General features: G+C 65.1%; 17 protein-coding genes, 1 tRNA gene and 1 pseudogene. 12 read left to right on the forward strand and 7 right to left on the reverse strand.

The genetic code is table 11. The features are described from left to right. Window positions 1-18 precede the first annotated feature (18 nt). The 8 genes from ileS (at window position 19) to AC56KZ_RS07345 (ending at window position 9,292) form a co-directional block, all read left to right on the forward strand. The gene (gene ileS, locus AC56KZ_RS07310; RefSeq protein ID WP_497161494.1) at window positions 19-2,916 is read left to right on the forward strand and encodes an isoleucine--tRNA ligase; all 2,898 of its coding nucleotides are present in this window, start codon (window positions 19-21) and stop codon (window positions 2,914-2,916) included. Between the two features lie 69 nt (window positions 2,917-2,985). After that, window positions 2,986-3,513: a signal peptidase II gene (lspA, locus tag AC56KZ_RS07315; RefSeq protein WP_497161495.1), complete on the forward strand. Its 528-nt coding sequence runs from the start codon at window positions 2,986-2,988 to the stop codon at window positions 3,511-3,513. 34 nt (window positions 3,514-3,547) lie between these two features. Next, window positions 3,548-4,768, forward strand: a complete 1,221-nt coding sequence (gene coaBC, locus AC56KZ_RS07320; protein WP_497162121.1) for a bifunctional phosphopantothenoylcysteine decarboxylase/phosphopantothenate--cysteine ligase CoaBC — start codon at window positions 3,548-3,550, stop codon at window positions 4,766-4,768. A gap of 16 nt (window positions 4,769-4,784) precedes the next feature. Further along, entirely contained in the window at window positions 4,785-5,234 is a 450-nt protein-coding gene (gene dut, locus AC56KZ_RS07325) for a dUTP diphosphatase (protein WP_497161496.1), read from the forward strand. A gap of 12 nt (window positions 5,235-5,246) precedes the next feature. Next, window positions 5,247-6,332 carry a M48 family metallopeptidase gene (locus AC56KZ_RS07330; protein ID WP_497161497.1) on the forward strand — a complete coding sequence of 362 codons (1,086 nt, stop codon included), beginning with the start codon at window positions 5,247-5,249 and terminating at the stop codon, window positions 6,330-6,332. A gap of 88 nt (window positions 6,333-6,420) precedes the next feature. After that, entirely contained in the window at window positions 6,421-7,431 is a 1,011-nt protein-coding gene (locus tag AC56KZ_RS07335; protein ID WP_497161498.1) for an XdhC family protein, read from the forward strand. Between the two features lie 83 nt (window positions 7,432-7,514). Further along, entirely contained in the window at window positions 7,515-8,408 is an 894-nt protein-coding gene (locus AC56KZ_RS07340; protein ID WP_497161499.1) for a DMT family transporter, read from the forward strand. Beyond that, window positions 8,405-9,292, forward strand: a complete 888-nt coding sequence (locus AC56KZ_RS07345; protein ID WP_497161500.1) for a DNA-3-methyladenine glycosylase family protein — start codon at window positions 8,405-8,407, stop codon at window positions 9,290-9,292. The genes AC56KZ_RS07340 and AC56KZ_RS07345 overlap by 4 nt, the downstream gene beginning before the upstream one ends. A gap of 7 nt (window positions 9,293-9,299) precedes the next feature. Here AC56KZ_RS07345 and AC56KZ_RS07350 read toward each other — a convergent pair whose 3' ends face one another. Next, a complete protein-coding gene (locus AC56KZ_RS07350; protein ID WP_497161501.1) occupies window positions 9,300-9,713 on the reverse strand; it encodes a T6SS immunity protein Tdi1 domain-containing protein in 414 nt (137 codons plus the stop codon). 169 nt (window positions 9,714-9,882) lie between these two features. Continuing rightward, window positions 9,883-9,959, reverse strand: a tRNA-Met gene (locus AC56KZ_RS07355). Window positions 9,960-10,131: 172 nt separating this feature from the next. Here AC56KZ_RS07355 and AC56KZ_RS07360 point away from each other — a divergent pair. The 4 genes from AC56KZ_RS07360 (at window position 10,132) to AC56KZ_RS07375 (ending at window position 13,471) form a co-directional block, all read left to right on the forward strand. Then, on the forward strand, window positions 10,132-10,731 hold the full coding sequence (locus tag AC56KZ_RS07360; RefSeq protein WP_497161502.1) for an NUDIX hydrolase: 600 nt from the start codon (window positions 10,132-10,134) through the stop codon (window positions 10,729-10,731). A gap of 8 nt (window positions 10,732-10,739) precedes the next feature. Further along, complete coding sequence (aat, locus tag AC56KZ_RS07365; protein ID WP_497161503.1) at window positions 10,740-11,477, forward strand: leucyl/phenylalanyl-tRNA--protein transferase; 738 nt, start codon at window positions 10,740-10,742, stop codon at window positions 11,475-11,477. A gap of 78 nt (window positions 11,478-11,555) precedes the next feature. Further along, window positions 11,556-12,284 (forward strand): arginyltransferase, encoded by a 729-nt coding sequence (locus AC56KZ_RS07370; RefSeq protein ID WP_497161504.1) that lies wholly within the window; start codon window positions 11,556-11,558, stop codon window positions 12,282-12,284. Window positions 12,285-12,433: 149 nt separating this feature from the next. Next, entirely contained in the window at window positions 12,434-13,471 is a 1,038-nt protein-coding gene (locus AC56KZ_RS07375) for a quinone-dependent dihydroorotate dehydrogenase (protein WP_497161505.1), read from the forward strand. Window positions 13,472-13,505: 34 nt separating this feature from the next. Here AC56KZ_RS07375 and AC56KZ_RS07380 read toward each other — a convergent pair whose 3' ends face one another. The 5 genes and pseudogenes from AC56KZ_RS07380 to AC56KZ_RS07400 all read right to left on the reverse strand — a co-directional run bounded on the left by AC56KZ_RS07380 (window position 13,506) and on the right by AC56KZ_RS07400 (window position 18,700). Then, window positions 13,506-14,435 carry a LysR substrate-binding domain-containing protein gene (locus AC56KZ_RS07380; protein ID WP_497161506.1) on the reverse strand — a complete coding sequence of 310 codons (930 nt, stop codon included), beginning with the start codon at window positions 14,433-14,435 and terminating at the stop codon, window positions 13,506-13,508. Between the two features lie 75 nt (window positions 14,436-14,510). After that, window positions 14,511-15,148, reverse strand: a pseudogene (leuD, locus tag AC56KZ_RS07385) (3-isopropylmalate dehydratase small subunit). Next, window positions 15,148-16,551 carry a 3-isopropylmalate dehydratase large subunit gene (gene leuC / locus AC56KZ_RS07390; RefSeq protein WP_497161507.1) on the reverse strand — a complete coding sequence of 468 codons (1,404 nt, stop codon included), beginning with the start codon at window positions 16,549-16,551 and terminating at the stop codon, window positions 15,148-15,150. The pseudogene leuD and the gene leuC overlap by 1 nt, the downstream one beginning before the upstream one ends. A gap of 17 nt (window positions 16,552-16,568) precedes the next feature. Continuing rightward, window positions 16,569-17,507, reverse strand: a complete 939-nt coding sequence (locus AC56KZ_RS07395) for a hydroxymethylglutaryl-CoA lyase (protein ID WP_497161508.1) — start codon at window positions 17,505-17,507, stop codon at window positions 16,569-16,571. Next, window positions 17,504-18,700 (reverse strand): CaiB/BaiF CoA transferase family protein, encoded by a 1,197-nt coding sequence (locus AC56KZ_RS07400; protein ID WP_497161509.1) that lies wholly within the window; start codon window positions 18,698-18,700, stop codon window positions 17,504-17,506. Before AC56KZ_RS07400 ends, AC56KZ_RS07395 begins: the two co-directional genes overlap by 4 nt. Window positions 18,701-18,878 lie beyond the last annotated feature (178 nt).

Below are 18,878 nucleotides of genomic sequence, written 5' to 3' on the forward strand. Positions count from 1 at the left end.
CCCCTACTGAAAAAACATATGTCCGAAAACAGCAAACCTGCCCAGAACACCCCCGCCCAGAAGGGCGGCAAGAAGCCTGAGAGCAAATACCCGGTCAATATGACCGACACGCCCTTCCCGATGCGCGGCGACCTCGCCAAGCGCGAGCCGGGCTGGGTTAAGGCCTGGCAGGACAAGAAGGTGTACGAGCGCGTGCGCAAGGCCGCCGCCGGCCGCCCGAAATTCATTCTGCACGACGGTCCTCCCTACGCGAATGGCGACATCCACCTGGGCCACGCGGTCAACAAGATCCTGAAGGACATGGTCGTCAAGTCGCGCACCATGGCCGGCTTCGACGCGCCATATGTGCCGGGCTGGGATTGCCATGGCATGCCGATCGAAATCCAGATCGAAAAACTGCACGGCAAAAACCTGCCGACGGCGGAAGTGCTGCAAAAGGCACGCGCCTATGCGCTCGAGCAGATCGACCGCCAGCGCGCCGGCTTCATCCGCCTGGGCGTGCTCGGCGAATGGGACAACCCCTACATGACGATGGCCTACGATAACGAGGCCGACGAACTGCGGGCGCTGGGCAAGCTGCTCGACAAGGGCTATGTCTACCGCGGCCTGAAACCTGTGAACTGGTGCTTCGATTGCGGTTCGGCCCTGGCCGAAGCGGAAGTCGAATACCAGGACAAGCGTGACCCGGCGATCGACGTCGGCTTCCCCTTCCTGGAGGGCGAAAAGCTGGCAGCCGCTTTTGGCCTGCCGCAGCTGCCCACGATGAACGGCTTCATCGTCATCTGGACCACGACCCCATGGACGATCCCGTCGAACCAGGCGCTCAACGTCAATCCCGAAGTCACCTACGCCCTGGTCCAGACCGAGCGCGATGGCCAGCCCCTGCTCCTGATCCTGGCCCAGGACCTGGTCGAGTCCTGCCTGCAGCGCTACAAGCTCGAAGGGCAAACCATCGCCACAACGATGGGCGACAAGCTCGAAGGCATGCGCTTCAGGCACCCGATGCACGCGGCCGATCCATTTTATGACCGCAGCTCGCCGGTCTACCTGGCCGATTACGTCACGACCGAGAGCGGCACCGGCGTGGTCCACTCGGCGCCGGCCTATGGCCAGGAAGACTTCCAGTCATGCAAGGCGCATGGCATGAAGGACGACGAGATCCTGAAACCGGTGATGGGCGACGGCCGCTTCGCGTCCTCGCTGCCGCTGTTCGGCGGCCTGACGATCTGGGAAGCCTCGAAGCCGATCTGCGCCGCGCTGACCGAAGCGGGCGCCCTGTTCGAACTGAAGATGTTCGACCACAGCTACATGCACTGCTGGCGCCACAAGACGCCGATCGTCTACCGCGCGACGAGCCAGTGGTTCGCCGGCATGGACATCACGCCGAAAGATGGCGGCCCGACCCTGCGCGAAGCGGCGCTGGCCGGCATCGACAAAACCAAATTCTTCCCGGACTGGGGCCAGGCGCGCCTGCACGGCATGATCGAAAACCGTCCGGACTGGACCCTGTCGCGCCAGCGCCAGTGGGGCGTGCCGATGGCCTTCTTCATCCACAAGGAAACCGGCGCCCTCCATCCACGCACTCCCGAGCTGCTCGAGCAGGTCGCCAAGCTGATCGAACAGAACGGCATCGACGCCTGGCAAACCCTGGACCCGCGCACGCTGCTGGGGGACGATGCCGACACCTACGAAAAGAACAAGGACACGCTCGACGTCTGGTTCGATTCCGGCGCCACCCACCAGACCGTGCTGCGCGGCTCGCATGCCCAGCAGTCGCAGTTCCCGGCCGACCTCTACCTCGAAGGCTCGGACCAGCACCGCGGCTGGTTCCACTCGTCGCTCTTGACCTCTTCGATGCTCAACGGCGAGCCGCCCTACAAGGCGCTGCTGACCCACGGCTTCACGGTCGACGAGCACGGCAAGAAGATGAGCAAGTCGCTCGGCAACACGATGGCGCCGCAAAAGATCTCGGACACGCTCGGCGCCGACATCCTGCGCCTGTGGGTGGCCTCGACCGACTACACCAGCGAGCTGTCGATCAGCGAAGAGATCCTGAAGCGCGTCACCGAGTCCTATCGCCGCATCCGCAACACGCTGCGCTTCCTGCTGGCGAACACCTCGGACTTCGATCCGGCCAGGCACGCCGTGCCGGTGGCCGAGATGTTCGAGATCGACCGTTATGCGATCGCCTCGATGGCCGCGCTGCAAGCGGACATCGGCGCCCACTTCGAGCGCTACGAATTTCACCCGGTGGTGTCGCGCCTGCAGAATTACTGTTCGGAAGACCTGGGCGGCTTCTACCTCGACATCCTGAAGGACCGCCTGTACACCAGCGGCGTGGAGTCGCCTGCCCGCCGCTCGGCGCAGACCGCGCTGTGGCACATCGCCCATTCGCTGCTGCGCGTGATGGCGCCGGTGCTGTCGTTCACCGCCGAGGAAGCCTGGGCCGTGTTCGCGGGCCAGCAGGCCTACGCGGACAGTGACGAGACCATCTTCACGCAGACCCTGTGGAGCTTCCCGGAGCAGCCCGACGCCGCGCAGCTGCTGGCCAAGTACGCCGCCTTGCGCGCCGTGCGCGCCGACGTCACCAAGCAGCTCGAGGAACTGCGCGCCTCGGGTGCGATCGGCTCTTCCCTGCAGGCCGAGCTGACGCTGCGCGCCGCGGGCGACAAGCACGCGCTGCTCGCCAGCCTCGACGACGACCTGAAGTTCGTCTTCATCACCTCCCAGGCGACCGTCGAACAGGCCGCCAACGAGAGCGAGGAAACCGTGCAGGTGACGCCGTCCGATGCGCCGAAATGCGAGCGCTGCTGGCACTACCGGCGCGACGTCGGCCAGCACCACGAGCATGCAGGGCTGTGCGGCCGCTGCGTGAGCAACCTGTTCGGCGCCGGCGAAGCACGCCGCTTCGCGTAAGCTCCCCGGCGCCAACCGCCATGCCGCCCACGCGGCATGGCGGTTTCCTTTATCTACCAAGACCGTTCCATGGCAACCAAGAAAAAATCGACCATCTCCACCATCCATAAAAAATCCGGCGCCGGCATGGGCCAGTGGCTGGGCATCGCCTTCATCATCGCGCTGGCCGACCAGCTGACCAAGATCACGGTCGAAAGACTGTTTACGTATGGCGAAACGCGTCCGGTGACGGAATTCTTCAATCTGGTGCTGGTGTATAACCCGGGCGCCGCCTTTTCCTTCCTGGGCGACCAGGGCGGCTGGCAGCGCTGGTTCTTCATCGCGCTGTCCGTCGTTGCCGTCGGCTTCATCCTGGCCATGCTCAAGCGCCATCCCGGCCAGCGCCTGTTCTGCCTTGCGCTGGCGCTGATCCTGGGTGGCGCCATCGGCAACGTCATCGACCGCATCGCCTATGGCCACGTGATCGACTTCCTCGACTTTTACTGGCGCGGCTGGGGCCATTTCCCGGCCTTCAATATCGCCGATATCGGCATCAGCATCGGCGCCATGCTGTTCATCCTCGATGAACTGCTGCGCGTGAACAAGAACCCCGGTTAACGGAAAACGCAGAAACGGAGAAACGGCGATGAGCATGGACCTGCAGGGTAAGAAGATCGTCCTCGGCCTGTCTGGCGGCGTGGCTTGCTACAAGGCCGCGGAACTGTGCCGCGCGCTGGTCAAGCAGGGCGCGCGGGTCGACGTCGTGATGACCGAGGCCGCCACCCATTTCATCGGCCCGGTGACCATGCAGGCCCTGTCGGGCAACACCGTCTGGCTGGATCAGTGGGATCCGCGCATGCCGAACAACATGGCCCACATCGACCTCACGCGCGGCGCCGACGCCGTGCTGGTGGCGCCCTGCTCGGCCGACTTCATCCGTAAACTGGCGCACGGCGCCTGCGACGACCTGCTTTCGACCCTGTGCCTGGCGCGCCCGCATGGCGTACCGCTGCTGGTCGCCCCGGCGATGAACGTCGAGATGTGGCAGAACCCGGCTACCCGGCGCAATATCGCCACGCTCGTCGGCGATGGCGTCAGGATCTTCGGCCCGGCCGCCGGCGAGCAGGCCTGCGGCGAAACGGGCCTCGGGCGCATGCTCGAACCGGAACAGCTGCTCGAAGAACTGGTCGCCGCCTTCCAGCACAAGGCCCTGGCCGGCAAGCGCGTCCTGATCACGGCCGGCCCCACCTTCGAGGCGATCGATCCGGTGCGCGGCATCACCAACCTGTCGTCGGGGAAGATGGGTTATGCGATCGCCCGCGCCGCGCGCGAAGCCGGCGCCGAGGTGACGCTGGTGTCCGGTCCCACCGCCCTGCCCACGCCGCATGGCGTGCGCCGTATCGACGTGCTGTCGGCCAGCCAGATGATGGATGCCGTCATGGCCCAGGTCAGCGGCCAGCACGTGTTCGTGGCGGTGGCGGCGGTGGCCGACTGGCGCGTGGCGAACCCGAGCGAACAGAAACTCAAAAAGCAGGACGGCGGCGGCGCGCCCCAGCTCGAGTTTGCCCAGAACCCGGACATTCTCGCGACCGTCGCCGGCACCGTATCGCCCTCCGGCTGGCCCTACTGCGTGGGCTTTGCCGCGGAATCGGAAAACCTGGTCGCCTACGGCGCGGCCAAGCGCGAGCGCAAGGGCATTCCTCTGCTGGTCGGCAATATCGGCCACCATACCTTCGGCCAGGACTCGAACTCGATTGTCCTGTTCGACGAACACGGCCACACCGTGCTGCCCCGGGCCGACAAGCTGAGCCTGGCCCGCCAGCTGGTCTCCGAAATCGGCAAGCGCCTGGAGCAGCGCGCTTTCCCTACCTGACTACCGAAAAATACGCATGCAAACCATAGATATCAAGATTCTCGACCCGCGCATGAAGGACCTGCTGCCGGCCCATGCGACCCCCGGGAGCGCGGGCGTGGACTTGCGCGCCTGCATCGACGCGCCTCTGACGCTGGCGCCTGGCCAGACCGTGCTGATTGCGACCGGGCTGGCCATCCACATCGCCGATCCGGGCTATGCCGCGATGATCCTGCCGCGCAGTGGACTCGGCCATAAGAACGGCATCGTTCTCGGCAATCTGGTAGGCTTGATCGACTCCGATTACCAGGGCCAGCTGATGGTTTCGACCTGGAACCGCGGCGATACCGCCTTCACCCTGCAGCCGCTCGACCGGCTGGCGCAGCTGGTGATCGTGCCGGTGCTGCAGGTTGGCTTCAACATCGTCGAGGAATTCGCTTCCAGCGAACGTGGCGCCGGAGGCTTCGGCAGCACCGGAAAACAATAACAGAGGAAGACCATGACCCGCATTCGTCGCTTGCACCCTGCAGCGCTCGCAGTAACCATCTCCGTACTCCTGGCCGCCTGCGGCACCCAGGCCCCGATCCGCCAACCCGGCCTGCCGGGCGCGCTGCCCCAGGCGCCACAGGCCGCCCAGCCGACGCCACAGGTTGAAGCGGCGGCCGAGACGCTGAGCAGGATGGCGGCGCTGCAAGACCGCCTGTACCGCGTCGCCTCGCCGCTGCTGATCGAAAATGCCGAGCTGTGCAAGAAGCAGGCGCGCAACCTGCTGGGCTTTACCGCCAAGAACCGCCATTCCTACCCGGGCATCTACAACGAAGCAGCCCAGCTTGCCTTCCGCATGGACGAACGCCTGCAAGTGACCAGCGTACTGGCCGGAAGCGGCGCCGCCCGGGCCGGCCTGCGCCTGGGCGACGACCTGGTGGCCGCCGGCGGCAAGCCGCTGCCGACCGGGCCCGGCGCCACCGCCAAGCTGGGCGCCGTGTTCGGCCCCCTGCTGGCCGCCGCGCCGATCCTGCCCTTGAGCATCGAACGCGACGGCCGCCCACGCGACCTCGCCATTCCCGTCACGCGCGCCTGCGCCTTCGCCATCGAACTGGGCAACGCGGACAACCTGAACGCCTATGCCGACGGCAGCCGCGTCATGGTCACCCGCGGCATGATCGGCGCCACCCGCAGCGACACCGAACTGGCCTATGTGCTCGCGCGCACGATGGCGCACAATATCCTCGAGCATCCGAAGGCGCAGCGCAATACCGCCACGCTCGACAGCGTCATCGAAAGCCTGCTGCTGCGCGCCAATCCCGACCTGTCGATGATGGGCGGCAGCGCCGGCATCAAGGCCATGCCGTCGAACATGGACGCCGCCGCCGACCGCCTGGCGGTCTTCCTGCTGGCCCGCGCCGACTACGACATCGACGGCGTCGCCGGGTTCTGGAAACGGTTCACGGCAGCCACGCCGGTGACGGTGGCGAACGGCCACACCGCCAACCACCCGGCGATTGCCGCGCGCCTGACGGCCATCGAACTGGCCGTGGCCGATGTCGAGGCGAAGCAGGACGCGAAGAAGCCGCTGCTGCCGTAACGGTCGCCAGGAATACCTGCGCGGCTGATCTTGCTCGGGTTGAACGCGTGAGCGGCGGAGCCGCCCACCCTAGGCTATCATTGCCCCCATGGACAGCCTCGACCTCGAAGTACTCAAGACCGCCGCCGCCTGGCTCGATGCCGGTCACCGCTGCGAACTCGTCACCGTCATCAAGACCTGGGGTTCCAGCCCGCGCCCGATCGGCGCCACGCTGGCCGTGCGCGACGATGGCCGGGTGGTCGGTTCGGTCTCGGGCGGCTGCATCGAGGACGATTTGATCGAGAACGTGCGCGCCCAGGGTATCCGTGCCGACGCCCGGCCCAGGATCCTCAGCTACGGCATCAGCGCGCTCGAGGCGCAGCGCTTCGGCCTGCCCTGCGGCGGCACCATCGAACTCGCCATCGAGCCCCTGCACGCCGCCAGCGGCATTTCCGAACTGCTGGTGCGCCTTGCCGCCGGCGAGCTGCTGGAACGCCGCCTGCAGCTGGCCAGCGGCGCCGTCACCCTGGTCCCCGCAACACCCGGCGCGGTCCTGCGCCTCGACAACGACACCCTGCACACGATCCACGGCCCGCGCTGGCGCCTGTTCATCATCGGCGCCGGGCCCCTGTCGCGCTTCCTGGCGCAGGTGGCGAGCGCCATGGATTACCGCGTGGTCGTCTGCGATCCGCGCGAGGAATACCGCGCCGACTGGAATTTGGCCGGCGTCGAGCTGGTCCACACCATGCCAGACGACCTGGTGCTGGAAAGCCGGCTCGATGCGCGCAGCGCCGTCGTCGCCCTTACCCACGATCCCAAGCTCGACGACCTGGCGCTGATGGAAGCCTTGCGCTCCGACGCGTTTTATGTGGGCGCCATCGGTTCGCGGCTGAACAACGCGAAGCGCCGCGAGCGCCTCAAATTGTTCGACCTGAGCGAAGAACAGCTCGACCGCCTGCACGGCCCGATCGGCCTGTATATCGGCAGCAAGACCCCGTCCGAAATCGGCATCGCCATCCTCGCCGAAATGACGGCCGCCAAGAACGGCGTGCCGATGGCGCTGCTGGTGCCGCATGCGGCGGCGCCGCAGCCGGCCACGCTGGACGCCTGCGCGCGCTGACGGGAAACCGTCAGCAAAGCAAAAAACGGGATGCGCGTTGCGCCCGAGCATGGCACCATGCGCGCTACCCTCACGCCTTGACTATGACCACAGCCAATTTCCTGCGCCTCTTGCTGCTCGCCGCCATCTGGGGCGGCTCCTTCCTTTTCATGCGCATCAGCGCGCCGGTGCTCGGGCCCGCGGTCCTGATCGAATACCGGGTGCTGTTTGCGGCTCTGTTCCTGGCCGCTGTCGGGCTGGTGCTGCGCAAGCGCTTCGAGCTGCGCGCCAACTGGAAGCATTACCTGATGCTGGGCTTTTTCAATTCGGCCCTGCCCTTCCTGCTGTTTGCCTACGGCGCGCGCACCCTGACCGCTTCGGTGCTGTCGGTGCTGAACGCGACGGCGCCGATGTGGGGCGCGCTGATCGGGGCGCTGTGGGCGCGCCAGGCCATTACCGCGCGTACCGGGCTCGGCCTGTTGCTGGGCACTGCGGGCGTAGCGCTGCTGGTCGGCTTCGACGACGTCTCGACCCTTCCCGGCGCCGGCCTGGCGGTGGCGGCCGCGCTTGCCGCAGCGCTGTGCTACGGCATTGCTACCCAGTATGCCAAATCCGCGAAAAGCGTCGAACCCTTCGCCAACGCCCATGGCACGATGTGGGCCGCGACCTTGCTGGTGCTGCCGGTTCTGCCCTTCTTCCCGGCGCCAGCCAGCCCGACGCCGGGCGTCTGGGCGGCCGTGCTGGCGCTCGGCGTGCTCTGCAGCGGCATCGCCTACCTGATCTACTTCCGCCTGATCGCCGAGGTCGGCCCGACCTCGGCCCTGACCGTGACCTTCCTCAATCCCGTGTTCGGCATCCTGTGGGGCGCCTTGTTCCTGGGTGAAACGGTCGGCTGGCACACGCTGGCCGGTTCCGGCATCGTGCTGGTCGGCACGGCGCTGGTCACCGGCTTCGTGCCGCGCTTCGGCCGCGCCGCGGCAGCCGTGCCGGGAAAATGAGCACGCACACCGTTTCGCTGGCCTTGCCGGCCGCCTACCGCAGCGACGACGTGCTCGCCTTTCATGCGCGCGATGCCGAAGGTGTGGCCGAGCAGGTGCTCGCGGGGCGTGAGGAGGCGCGCATCCGCAAGGCGGTATTGCTCGGCGGCGTGCCGACCTTGCTGGACGTGACACTGACGTCAAGCGAAGCCTTGTGCACGATCGACGCCGATGCCGAGCTCGACGAGGCCACGCTCGCGCTGGCGATGCAAGCCCTGGACAGCATCCTGGCCTTGCGCATCGATCCGGCGCCGTTTGCCGGCTTCGTGCGCGACGATCCGTTGATGAGGCCGCTGGTGGAGCGCCAGCCCGGCCTGCGCATCGTCCAGTCCGCTACCGTCTTCGAAGCCCTGACCTGGGCCATCATCGGCCAGCAGATCAACCTGCCGTTCGCGATCAGCCTGCGCCGCAGCTTCATCGAGCAGGCCGGCCGACGCCACGGCAGCGGCCTGCTGTGCTATCCGGAAGCAGCAAACGTGGCCCGGCTCGAGCTCGACTGCCTGACCAGCCGCAAGTTTTCGCGCGCCAAGGCCGAGACCTTGCTGCGCGTTGCGCGCCTGGCGGCGGAGGGCAAGCTGACGCTCGAGCTGGGCGACGACCTCGAACAGGCCAGCGCCGCTCTCCTTGTCATCAAGGGCGTCGGCCCCTGGACCGTCAACTACACCCTGCTGCGCGGCTACGGCCATGCGGACTGCTCGCTGCACGGCGACGTGGCGGTGCGCACGGCGATCGGGCGCTTGCTCGGCACGACGGACAAGCCCGGCATCGCCGGGGCCGAAACCTGGCTGGCCGCCTATCGGCCGCACAGAACAATGGCGGCCGCCTACCTCTGGGCGTCTCTCTGAAAAGGCCTCAGCACCACCTGGGCACGCCCTGGAACTGCTGCGCGCCCTCCCCTGAAAACCGGATCAGCTCGGACAACGGCACCGTCGCCAGGTTTTCGCTGCCGTAATGGCCGCCAAGCGCACTGGGGATCTTGAGGCAATACTTGCGTCCTTCGGCGAGCGGCCCGAGCGTGGACTCGGCCAGGTCGACCAGTTCCGGCATGTACCAGTCGTTCAGGAAATCCTGGTTGTAGGAGAGCGCATCGAGGGCGGCGCGGTCTTCGGCGACCGGCTCACAGCTGAGGTCTTGCGGACGCAGGCGCCAGAAGCTGCCGTCGGCGTCGCGAATCAACAGGTTGCCGAAGGCGTTCACGCCCAGTACCTCCACCGCCGTCAACCCTACCCAGCCCCAGGCTTCGTTGATGTCGTCAACAGGTATCATACTTGCACCCGAGAGTTATGCGTTACCGGTTCGACAGTGCCGAGCCCGGCAGGTGCCGCGAAACCGACGCGCGCTTGATCCAGGTCGATGAAAAACCGGGCGGAAACGAAAAAGCCGCTCATTCTTTTAAAGGAATGAACGGCTTTCGTTTTCTTGCAAAGACGAATTCTGGTTGCGGGGACAGGATTTGAACCTGTGACCTTCGGGTTATGAGCCCGACGAGCTGCCAGACTGCTCCACCCCGCGTCTGTGAAACGAATTATACGCGCTCGAGCCCGTTTAGGCAAACCTTATGCTCGGCCAACCCCCTTCCGCAGCATCAAATGACGCCTTGCCCCCTCCCCTCCCGGCCGGGGGCGGCGTCACAGCCGGGCGAATCAGGTGTAAAGTAGGCATACGTTCATTTTTCCCGCTCCCTATGAAATTCTGTTCCGAGTGCGGCCACGCGGTCGCGCTGGCCATCCCCGACGGCGACAACCGGCCGCGCCATGTGTGCACGCAATGCGCAACGATTCATTACCAGAACCCGAAAATGGTGATCGGCTCGATTCCCGTATGGGAAGACCCCGAACGCAAGGGCAGCTTGCAGGTGCTGCTGTGCCGGCGCGCGATCGAGCCGCGCCACGGCTACTGGACGCTGCCGGCCGGCTTCATGGAAAACGGCGAGACGACGGGCGAAGCGGCCCAGCGCGAAACCGAAGAGGAAGCCGGCGCCAATATCGAGCTCGGCAATCTGTTCACGCTGCTCAATGTCGCCCACGTACACCAGGTGCACATGTTCTACCTGGCGCGCCTGCGCGACCTCGACTTCGCAGCCGGCGAAGAAAGTCTCGAAGTAAAACTCTTTACCGAGCAGGACATTCCCTGGGACGACCTCGCCTTCCCGACCATCCGCACGACGCTGGAACTGTTCTTCGCCGACCGCGTCAAAATCCGCGAGAGCCGTGGCACGATCGGTTACGGCGTCCATTGCCACGACATCCATCGGCCGATGATTGCCCCGCGCGAACCCGACTGAATCACCCCATGATCCCCTGGCTCGAGGCAAATACGCCGTTCCCCGACGTATCCGAGGCGCTGACGATCGACGCGCCGGGCCTGCTCGCGGCCGGCGCCGACCTGTCGCCGCAACGCCTGTTGCAGGCCTACCAGAACGGCATCTTCCCCTGGTTTTCCGAAGGCCAGCCGATCCTGTGGTGGAGCACCGATCCGCGCATGGTGCTGTACACGGCGCACTTCAAGGTGAGCGACAGCCTGAAGAAAACCCTGCGCCGCGTCGAGCGCAGCCGGACCAACGGCGGGCGCTGGCAGGTAAGCTTCGACACCGACTTCGAGGGCGTGATGCGCGCCTGCGCCGGGCCGCGCAAGGACGGGCCGGGCACCTGGATTTCCGAGGACATCATCGACGGCTATACCGGGCTGCACGCGATGGGCCACGCGCACTCGGCCGAAGTCTGGCTGGACGGCGAACTGGTGGGCGGCGCCTATGGCGTCTGCATCGGCCACATGTTTTATGGCGAGTCGATGTTCGCGCGCGTCTCCGATGCCTCGAAAGTCGCGCTGGCCTACCTGGTCGCCTTCTTGCGCTCGCACGACGTGCGCATGCTCGACTGCCAGCAGGAGACCGGGCACCTGGCCTCGCTGGGCGCGGCGCCGATCCCGCGCAGCCGCTTCCTGCAGCACTTGCGATCCGTGATCCGGGAGCCGAAAATCAGCCACTGGGAGGTGGTGCCGCCGCTGCCACCAGGCTTGACTGCCAGTTAATTATCTGCAAACTGATCGAACCGTGCGCACCCGCGCTTTCGTTAATATAGACCCTTCACGTCGTCCAGAGAGTCTTGCATGACGCACCTAAATGACCTGCCTTTCTCCACGCTGCAGTTCTACACGACCGCGCCCTACCCGTGCAGTTATCTCGACGCACGCCAGGCACGCTCGCAGGTTGCCACGCCTTCGCACCTGATCAACGCCGACGTGTATTCAGAGCTCGTCAAGAACGGTTTCCGGCGCAGCGGCATCTTCACCTATCGCCCGTATTGCGATGGTTGCCAGGCCTGCATCCCGGTGCGCGTGCGCTGCGCGGAGTTCGCGCCGAACCGCGCCCAGCGCCGCGCCTGGAAGCGCCACGGCAACCTGTCCGCCATGGTCGCCAACCTGTCGTTCTCGGACGAGCACTACGCGCTCTACCTGCGCTACCAGACCACGCGCCACGTCGGCGGCGGCATGGACCAGGACAGCCGCGACCAGTACGCCCAGTTCCTGCTGCAAAGCCGGGTCAACACCCGCCTCGTCGAATTCCGCGAGCCAGACGGCACCCTGCGCATGGTATCGATCATCGACGTGCTCTCCGACGGCCTGTCCTCGGTGTACACCTTCTTCGACCCGGACCTGCCGGGCGCCTCCTTCGGCACCTATAACGTGATGTGGCAGGTCGAGCAGGCGCGCGAACTGGGGCTCGCCTATGTCTACCTCGGCTACTGGATCGAGCAGAGCCCGAAGATGGCTTATAAAATCAATTTCCGGCCGCTGGAGGCACGGATCAGCGGCCATTGGGGCATCCTCGACCGCTAGCGCGGAGTGCGGAGCGCCTGACAACGCCGTCAGGGCAAGGCGCAGCGTCGAAGACAGTACGCTAGTACGGCGAGACGATGCAACGCCGCCATGGCGGTTTTGTCAGGCGCTCAAGGTACAATTGGCGCGCCCCTATTTACGAGCGCCCCATGCCCGACAAAATCCTCTACACCCTGGCCCGCCCGCTGCTGTTCACGCTGCCAGCAGAAACCGCCCACAACCTGACCCTGCCCGCCCTGCGCAGCGCCGCATCGCGCGGCATGACCGGCGTGTTCGCCAAGCCCGAGCCCGATCCGCGCGTCGTCATGGGCATCACTTTTCCGAACCCGGTGGGCCTGGCCGCCGGACTGGACAAAGACGGCGCGTATATCGACGGTTTGGCCGCACTCGGCTTTGGCTCGATCGAAATCGGCACCGTGACCCCGCGCCCCCAGGCCGGCAACCCGAAGCCGCGCATGTTCCGCATCCCCGCCGCCCAGGGCATCATCAACCGCATGGGCTTCAATAACGGCGGCGTCGACCGTTTTGTAGCCAACGTCAAGGCTTCGCGCTTCTACCAGGAGGGCGGGGGCGTGCTGGGGCTGAACATCGGCAAGAACGCCGATACGCCGATCGAGCGCGCTGCCGAGGATTACCTGCACTGCCTGCGCAAGGTCTATCCCTACGCCAGCTATGTCACGGTCAACATCTCGTCGCCGAACACGAAAAACCTGCGCCAGCTGCAGGGCGCTTCGGAACTCGACGCCCTGCTCTCGCTACTCAAGGCCGAGCAGACGCGCCTCGCCGACGACTATGGCCGCTACGTGCCGCTGACGCTGAAGATCGCACCCGACATCGACGCCGACCAGATCCGCGACATCGCCGCGGCCCTGATGCGCCACCGGATCGATGGCGTGATCGCCACCAACACCACGCTCAACCGCAAGGGCGTCGAGCGCCATCGCCACGGCAAGGAGACCGGCGGCATCTCGGGCGCGCCGGTGTTCGACCTCTCCAACATCGTGATCCGCGCCCTCAGGAAGGAGCTCGGCGACGCGCTGCCGATCATCGGCGTCGGCGGCATCCTGTCGGGGGCGAATGCGAAGGAAAAGATGGCCGCCGGCGCTCAGCTGGTGCAGCTGTACAGCGGCCTGATTTACCGGGGGCCGTCGCTGGTGCGCGAGTGCGCGGCGGCGCTCAAGGCATAAGAAGGCCGCATGCAAGGCCGGCAGGACAGGGCATTCACCCGTTTTTCAAGCTGTCGTTGATCGATTTCGCCGCCGGGGCACTGAGGCTGGCGGCGAGCAGCCTGACCGGGGCCGGCAGCGCCAGCGTGCTGCGCAGGGCAAGCAGCAAGGTCCGTTCCGCCCAGGCGTCGGTCAGCGTAATCAATTTCAAGCCCATCGAGCGCACATGGGGTTCGGCTGCCAGATAGGGCAATACACCGATGCCCAGGCCGACCATCACCATCCGGCAGACCGCATCGAAGCTGCGTACCTGGATACCCAGCTTCAGCGGCTTCTCCAGGCGGCTGCATTCGGCGCGCAGCCGTTCGGCAAGCGACGTCGCTTCCGAGAGGCTGACGAATTCGTAGTCCAACGCATCGGCAAGCGCCATGCTGGCATGGATGGCCAGCGGATGATCCTGGGAAACGATCAGAACCAGTTGGTCCTTGCGGTAATCGAACACTTCCATGTCGCCGACTGTCGTGCGGTCGGCAAAGATGCCGATATCGGCACGGTTTTCACGCACCGCCGCGACCACGTCGGTACTGTTGCGCTCTTCGAGGCTGATCCGGATACCTGGATGTTCACGCCGGAAACGGGTCAAGTCGTCGGGAAGAAACTGGATGACCGCCGACGTGTTGGCCCAGATGCGCACTTGCCCCCGGCTGCCCGCCGCGAAATCGGAGAGCGCGCCCGACATCTTGTCGACATCCTGGAGAATACCGAGCGCATGCTGGGAACAGGCACGGCCTGCTTCCGTCAGGGTGATGCCGTTGGCATGCCGGTAAAGCAGCCTGGTGCCGAGATGGGTTTCCAGGTCTGAAATGCGCTTGCTCGCCGCGGCCACGGCAAGATTGGACTGCTGCGCGCCGCGTGTAATGCTGCCAGTGCGCGCAATTTCAATGAACAGGCTGAGCGTCACCAGATCAAACCGCGCATAGTTCACAAGCTCTCTCCTTGACCATTGATGTTTCAGCAAGCTTGCATTTTGCCATACGCGCACCGATGGGATTCCCGATGCTTAAAACACCCAGGCTTCCTCTCCCTTTCGCCATGCCTCGTAGGCCTTGATCTTGTCGGAATGGCTGAGTGTCAGCGCGATGTCGTCCAGGCCATGAAGCAAGCGGTGCTTGCGCGATGGCTCCAGTTCGAAGCGGCTTACCCGGTGCTCACCCGGCCAGGCGATCGTTTGTGCCTCCAGGTCGACCGCCAGGCAAAAACCAGGCGTGCGGTCGCAGGCCTTGAACAAGTCGTCGACTTCTTGTTCTGCAAGAACGACCGGCAGCAAGCCATTCTTGAAGCAATTGTTGTAGAAAATTTCAGCAAACGACGGTGCGACGATGACGCGCAAGCCGTAATCCGCCAGGGCCCAGGGGGCATGTCGCGCGAACTGCCACAGCCAAAGTTTTCTCGGGCAAGCAGAATGCTTGCACCCTGGTAGCGCGGCTGATTCAATACAAAATCCGGGTTCAAGGGGCGCGTGCTGCAGTCCTGGTCCGGTTCGCCGATGTCCAGGTAACGCCAGGCATCGAACAGGTTCACGCCAAACCCGGAGCGCCGTATGGATTTCAAAAACTGCTTCGGAACGATGGCATCGGTATCGACATTCGCGCGGTCCAGCGGCGCCACCAGCCCTGCATGCGTGGTGAACTTTTCCATCAGTGCCAATCCCTTATGTCGACAAAGTGTCCCATGACGGCGGCCGCGGCGGCCATTTCCGGGCTCACCAGATGGGTACGCCCGCCGGCGCCCTGCCGGCCCTCGAAGTTGCGGTTCGACGTCGAGGCCGAGCGCTGGCCGGGGCGCAGCTGATCGGCATTCATTCCCAGGCACATCGAGCAGCCGGGCTCGCGCCATTCAAAACCTGCTTCCTTGAAAATGGTATCGAGCCCTTCGGCCTCGGCCTGTTGCTTGACCAGCCCGGAACCCGGCACCACCATGGCCAGCTCAACGTTGTGCGCGACTTGCCTGCCGCGCACGATGGCGGCGGCCGCACGCAAGTCTTCGATGCGCGAGTTGGTGCAGGAACCGATGAACACGACATCGACATGGATATCGGTCATCGGCGTGCCAGGCGCCAGGCCCATGTAGGCCAGGGCATGCTCGATGCCGGCGCGCCTGGCCGGATCCGGTTCCAGTGAGGGATCGGGCACGATGCCGTCGACAGTCGTTACCATCTCGGGAGACGTGCCCCAGGTGACCTGGGGCTTGATCAGGGCCACGTCGATCGCCACGACCTGGTCGAAGGCCGCGTCCGCATCGCTCTTGAGCGTGCGCCAGAACGCCACAGCGCTTTCCCATTGCGCTCCCACGGGTGCCTGCGGCCGGCCTTGCAGGTAGTCGATGGTTTTATCGTCCACGGCAATCATGCCGCAGCGCGCGCCGGCTTCCACCGTCAGGTTGCACAGGGTCATGCGGCCTTCCATCGACAAGGCAGTTACCGCATCGCCGGCATACTCGATCGCGTAGCCGGTCGCTCCGGCGGTGCCGATCTTGCCGATCATGGCCAGCGCCATGTCCTTGGCCGTGACGCCCGCAGGCAGCTTGCCCTTGAAGTCCACCCGCAGGTTCTTCGATTTCCTTCCGAGCAGGCATTGCGTCGCCAGGACGTGCTCGACTTCCGAGGTACCGATACCGAATGCGAGGCAGGCAAATGCGCCATGGGTGCTGGTATGGCTGTCGCCGCACACCACGCTCAAGCCCGGCAGGGTGATTCCCTGCTCCGGCCCGATGACATGCACGATGCCTTGCCGCTTGTCCGTCATGCCGATTTCCGTAATCGCGAATTCGCCACAATTTCGTGTCAGCGTCTCCACCTGCAGGCGCGAGACCGGATCATTAATGCCGGCGCTGCGCTGCGTGGTCGGAATATTGTGATCGGCCACCGCCAGGTTCGATGCAATCCGCCACACTTTGCGGCCGTGACCGCGCAAGCCTTCGAATGCCTGCGGACTCATGACCTCGTTGAGCAGGTGGCGGTCAACGTACAGCAAGGTCGTGCCGTCGTCGTCGACGTGCACCACATGCCGCGTCCACAGCTTGTCGTAGAGCGTCTGTGCCATGTTCTTCCGTCCTCTGCCTAGTGTGAAAACGTTTGCGCGAGCCAGGCCGGCGGCGCGAAGCGGCGCAGCCGTGGCCCGGCCTGGGCGAGCTGGCTGAACACGGGCCGGCCAATCAGGCCGGACATTGCATGCACGACCTCGATCAAGGCGTCGAACTGCACGCCCGTATGCTGTCCCATCGCTGCGAACATGTGTACCAGCTCTTCCGTGCTGACGTTGCCGCTGGCGCCGGGCGCGTACGGGCAGCCGCCCAGGCCCCCCAGGGCGCCGTCGAAGCGGTCGATGCCGGCATTGAATCCGGCAAGGGCATTGGCCAGACCCATGCCGCGCGTGTTATGCAAGTGCAGTGTCAGGGGCAAGCCCGGCAGCGCCTGCTGCAAGCGTTCGCACAGGCTGGCGACCTGGGTCGGATACCCCATGCCGGTGGTGTCGCAGACGGTCATGCCGGCCGCGCCCGCATCGGCCAGGGTCCTGGCAAGCAAGACTACTTCTTCAGCGTCCACTTCGCCATCGAAAGGGCAGCCGAACGATGCCGACAGCGAGACATTGCATGGCAGCCCGGCGCCTTCGGCGGCACGTATCACTTGCTGCAAGGTCGCCAGCGACTGGGCGCGCGTCATGCGCAGGTTGGCGCGGTTATGGGTTTCACTGGCCGACATGACCAGGTTGATTTCGTCCGGCCGGCCCGCCGCGGCCCGCTCCATTCCCCTCAGGTTGGGCACCAGGGCGGTGTACTTCACGCCGGGCACCCGTTCGATGCCAGCCATCACCGCTTCGGCGTCGGCCAGCGTCGGAATCGCCTTGGGCGATGTGTACGAAGTCACTTCGATTCGGGCAAAACCGCAGGCCGACAGGGCATCGATGAAGGCGATCTTGTTTTCAGTGGCCACGAAATTGCGCTCCATCTGCAAGCCGTCACGCGGCGCCACTTCGTTGATCTCCAGGCGGCGGCTCATGAGACGACTCCTTTTTCCTTCAATGCCGCAATCTCGGCCGCAGACAGACCGGCGCCAGCCAGTATCTGCTCGGTGTGTTCGCCAAGCGCAGGTGCGCGCTTGCGGACGGCACCGGGATTGGCCGACAATTTCGGCATGACGCCGGGTACCTCGACTTCCAGCCCGTCCGCGCTCCGTATTTTTTCGATCACGCCACGCGCGCGGTAGTGCTCGTCCTCGGCGATATCCTTGGCTGAATAAATGCGTCCGGACGGCACGCCTGCTTTCCTCAAGTCGGACACTGCCGCTTCGATGGAGAGCGTTGCGGCCCAGGCCTGGATCGCCGCATCGAGCTCGTCCACGCGGCCGGCGCGCCCGTCGTTTCTTGCCAGGCCAGGATCGGCAGCAAGGTCGGCACGTCCGACCAGCAGCATCAGGCGCTTGAAGATCGAGTCGCCGTTGCCGGCAATCAAAACATACTCGCCGTCCGCGCAGCGGTAGGCATTCGACGGGGCGATGCCGGGCAAGGCGCCCCCTGCCGGTTTGCGCACCGTCCCGAACGCCGAGTATTCGGGCAGCAGGCTTTCCGTCATGTTGAAGACCGATTCATACAGCGCGACATCGATCATCTGGCCAGCGCCGCCCTTGGCGTCGCGCTGGTACAGCGCCAGCAGGATGCCGAGCGCGCCATGCAGGCCTGCCAGCGTATCGCCCAGCGACACCCCGGCGCGCACCGGTACCCGACCGGGCTCGCCCGTAATGTAGCGCATGCCTCCCATGGCTTCGGCAATGGCGGCGAAGCCAGGCTCATCGCGCTTCGGGCCATCCTGGCCATAGCCGGAAACGCGCAGCATGATCAGGCGCGGATTGAGACGGTGCAAGTCCTCCCATCCCATTCCCCATTTTTCCATGGTGCCAGGCCGGAAGTTCTCGATCAGCACATCGGCTGACTCCGCGAGTGTGCGCACCAGTTGCTGCCCTTCGGGCGTGCGCAAGTCGATGCAGATCGAGTCCTTGTTGCGCGACTGCGCCTGCCACCAGACCGAGGTGCCCTGATGCAGCATGCGCCACTTGCGCAAGGGATCGCCATCGCCCGGCGTTTCTACCTTGATCACTTCCGCGCCAAAATCGGCCAGCGTCTTGCCGGCGAACGGCCCGGCGATCAGTTGTCCTAACTCCAGAACCCGGATGCCGGAAAGAATCTGATTAGTCATAAGTGAATGTAGTCGTCGATGTGAACTTGTCACTCAGTGTGAGCGCAAGACGCCGGCGAGCGAACCTTTAAATTCGCAATTCACCCTTCGTGGAATGCGAAGGCTTCGTGGAACGCGAAGGCAGGCCACTTGTTAATACGAATGCAAGACGGTAAATAAGCCGGTAGATTCAGGGTCA

The sequence above is a fragment of the Telluria sp. LT2P34 genome, assembly GCF_059685915.1.